Origin of the sequence: Nostocoides australiense Ben110, assembly GCF_001050535.1 — a bacterium.
Classification (GTDB): domain Bacteria; phylum Actinomycetota; class Actinomycetes; order Actinomycetales; family Dermatophilaceae; genus Nostocoides_A; species Nostocoides_A australiense.
The window spans coordinates 3,014,939-3,018,754 of sequence record NZ_HG764815.1; the positions used below are offsets into that span (position 1 = coordinate 3,014,939).

2 protein-coding genes and 1 pseudogene are annotated in these 3,816 nt (G+C 69.0%); all 3 read left to right on the forward strand.

Annotated features, from left to right (window positions below):
- Positions 1–253, forward strand: a pseudogene (locus BN11_RS23920) (hypothetical protein); the annotation flags it as partial.
- 186 nt (positions 254–439) lie between these two features.
- On the forward strand, positions 440–3,316 hold the full coding sequence (leuS, locus tag BN11_RS14520; RefSeq protein WP_048698797.1) for a leucine--tRNA ligase: 2,877 nt from the start codon (positions 440–442) through the stop codon (positions 3,314–3,316).
- 202 nt (positions 3,317–3,518) lie between these two features.
- The coding region (locus BN11_RS23925; RefSeq protein ID WP_048698800.1) for a hypothetical protein at positions 3,519–3,816 on the forward strand (298 nt) is incomplete at its 3' end.

The following is a 3,816-nucleotide window of genomic DNA, read 5'->3' on the forward strand; positions in this document are numbered from 1 at the left end:
GGCCGCCCCTGCGCCGGCTGTCCCCGCCGAAGCCGCCGCCGCCGAGGCCGGTGCTCAGGAGTCCTCCCCCGCCGCGCCGACTCCCGAGGCAGCGCCGGAGCGGGTCTGGGAGGACGCCACCATGGATGCCACCCCGGACGCCGACGTGCTCGCTGCCCCCGAGGGCGAACTCGTCGACGTCGAGGAAGAGGTCACCGATCTCGGAGGCGGTGGCGGCGACACGCCCCCGCCACCTCCGCCCTCCTGGGCGTGAGGACCCCCCCGGAATCGGGGCCGGCCGCTCTGCCGGCCTGAGGTAACCTGGGGGCTATGACAGGCCGGCAGCTGCTTAGTCAGCCGCGGTGACGTGACCGGATAGGACGTCAACGCGGCCAAACCCCTTCGCCCACCGAGGGGGTATTTCTATGCCCGAGCAGCACCGGATCGACGAGAGAGACCGATGAGCGAGACTCCGCACCGCTATACCGCCGACCTGGCCCAGCAGATCGAAGTGGCCTGGCAGGACCGTTGGGAGGAGGAGGGGACCTTCCACGCGCCCAACCCCGCCGGCTCGCTCGCGGACCCGGATGCGGTCGCGCGCTTCCCCGGCGGGCACCTGCTCGTGCTGGACATGTTCCCCTACCCAAGCGGTGCGGGGCTGCACATCGGTCACCCGCTGGGCTATATCGCCACGGACGTCTTCAGTCGCTACCAGCGGATGCTGGGCAAGAACGTGTGTCACTGCATCGGCTACGACGCCTTCGGCCTGCCGGCCGAGCAGTACGCCGTCCAGACCGGTCAGCACCCCCGCAAGACGACCGGCGAGAACATCGCGATCATGAAGCGGCAGCTGCGCCGCCTGGGCTTGAGCCTGGACGACCGCCGCGCCATCGAGACGATCGACCCGGGCTACTACACGTGGACGCAGTGGATCTTCGTCCAGATCTTCAACGCCTGGTATGACGCGGACGCCGCCCGTCCCGATGGTGGCACCGGCCGGGCGCGGCCCATCGCCGACTTGGTCGCGCAGTTCGCCTCCGGCGAGCGGGCGACTCCCGGCGGTCGCGCGTGGGACGAGCTGAGCGAGGTCGAGCGCGCCGAGATCCTGGGCGCCCATCGTCTGGTGAATTCCGTTGAGGCACAGGTGAACTGGTGTCCCGGCCTGGGCACGGTGCTGGCCAACGAGGAGGTCACGGCCGACGGGCGCTCCGACCGGGGCAACTTCCCGGTGTTCAAGCGCAACCTGCGTCAGTGGGTCATGCGGATCACCGAGTATGCCGACCGGCTGGCCGAGGATCTCGATCGCGTGGACTGGCCGGAGAAGGTCAAGGTCATGCAGCGCAACTGGATCGGCCGGTCCGAGGGCGCCAGCGTCACCTTCCCCGTCGCCGGTTCGGACGCCGGCATCGAGGTCTTCACCACCCGCCCGGACACGCTCTTCGGGGCAACGTTCATGGTCGTCTCGCCCGAGCACCCCATCGTCGACTCCCTTGTCCCGCAAGGCGACTGGCCGACCGAGACCAAGCCGGCGTGGACGGGCGGAGCGGCTTCGCCGGCGACGGCGGTCGCGGCATACCGTCGGGCGGCGGCGAGCAAGAGCGACATCGAGCGGCAGGAGAACAAGGACAAGACCGGCGTCTTCACCGGTGCCTTCGCGCTGAATCCCGTCAACGGGCAACGGATCCCGGTGTTCGTCGCCGACTACGTCCTGATGGGCTACGGCACCGGCGCGATCATGGCCGTGCCGGCGCAGGACCAGCGCGACTGGGACTTCGCGGTCGCCTTCGACCTGCCGATCGTCCGCACCGTGCAGCCGGCGCCCGATCACGACATGGACACCGCTTTCACCGGCGACGGGCCCGCGATCAACTCCGCCAACGACGAGGTCTCGCTCGACGGGCTGGGCGTCGCCGACGCGAAGGCGCGGATCACGGCATACCTGGAGAGCAAGGGGGCCGGCCGCGGCACAGTCACCTACAAGTTGCGCGACTGGCTCTTTGCGCGGCAACGCTATTGGGGCGAACCCTTCCCGATCCTGTTCGACGAGAACGGAATCGCGCACGCCGTGCCCGAGGCGATGCTGCCCGTCGAACTGCCGGACATCCCCGACTACTCGCCGCGCACCTACGACCCGGAGGACGCCGAGTCGTCGCCGGAGGCGCCGCTGGCGCGCAACGCCGACTGGGTCAACGTGCGTCTCGACCTGGGCGACGGTGCGGGGGAGCGGGACTACCGCCGCGACACCAACGTCATGCCGCAGTGGGCCGGATCCTGTTGGTATTACTTGCGTTATCTGGATCCGCTGAACTCCGAGGCGTTCGTCGACGCGACCAACGAGCGTTATTGGATCGGGCCGCGGGAGAACCCCGTGGTCGCCGGTACCGAGGATCCCGGTGGCGTGGATCTGTATGTCGGCGGCGTCGAGCACGCCGTGCTGCACCTGCTGTATGCGCGCTTCTGGCACAAGGTCCTCTACGACCTGGGGCACGTCAGTTCCAGCGAGCCGTTCCGCACCTACTTCTCCCAGGGCTACATCCAGGCGCCGGCCTACAAGGATGCGCGGGGGCAGTATGTCGAGGCCAAGGAGGTCGTCGAGGCGCACGACGGCAGCTTCTCGTGGGGCGGTGAGCCGGTCACGCAGGAGTTCGGCAAGATCGGCAAGTCGCTGAAGAACATGGTCTCGCCGGACGACATGTACGGGGCGTATGGCGCCGACACGCTGCGCCTGTACGAGATGGGTCTGGGTCCGCTGGCGCAGTCCAAGCCGTGGGACACCCGGGCCGTCGTCGGCAGCCAGCGCTTCCTGCAACGGTTGTGGCGCAACGTGATCGACGAAGAGGCCGGCACGCTGCGGGTCGTCGACTCGGCTCCTGATCCCGAGACATTGCGGGTGCTGCACCGCACCATCGCGGCGGTCCGCGCGGACTACGAGGGCCTGGGCTTCAACACCGCCATCGCCCGGTTGACCGAGCTCAACAATGCGCTGACGAAGCTGGACGAGGTGCCGCGTGGCATCGTGGAGCCGCTGGTTCTGATGACCGCCCCGCTGGCGCCGCACATCGCCGAGGAACTGTGGAAGCGGCTGGGGCACTCCGAGACGCTGACATATGAGCCGTTCCCGGTCGCCGACGAGCAATGGCTGGTCGAGGACACCGTCACCTGCGTCGTGCAGATCAGGGGCAAGGTCCGCGATCGCATCGAGGTGGCACCGAGCATCGGTGAGGACGAGCTGCGCGAGCGGGTCCTGGCGCTGCCGAAGGTGGTCGAGGCGACCCCCGACGGGACGCGCACGGTGATCGTGCGCGCGCCGAAGCTGGTCAACGTCGTCCCGAACTGATCACCGGTGCTGACGGCGCGGAGATGCGCATTGTCCATGTCGCATGGTTGTCGGTCGTGTCGGCTCGATCGCTGTCGAGGAGGCACCTGATTCGTCGCGACCGGGAGGAACTTGTCCACAGCGCGGTGGCTGACTTCGCATAATCCACAGGCTTTTTCGGGGGGACTGGCGAGGCGTTGATCGGGTTCGTACGTTGGCGGACATGACTTTTCGCCAGCGGGACGACCCGGCCGAGCGGTTGCGGGTGTTGCTCGACGCGGGTCGGTCACGCGCGCCGGGCGATCCCGAGCCCCCCGATGCCGACTGGTGGGACGACGCCGACGGCGCCGACGACATCGACGAACCGGGGGACGGCGAGGTCGGTGCGCTCGGATCGGCCCAGCGGTATGACGCCCGGTCCGGAGCTCGTGCTCCGGCCGGCGCGCGGCACGCCCGACCACCTGCGATCACCGCTCCGCTCGGCTTGCGAGAGCGCTTCACCGCCGTCAGCCATCCGGTGG

Excerpts from the sequence above, each read along its gene's own strand:
- leuS (WP_048698797.1), top strand. The coding sequence starts at position 440 with ATGAGCGAGACTCCGCACCGCTATACCGCCGACCTGGCCCAGCAGATC.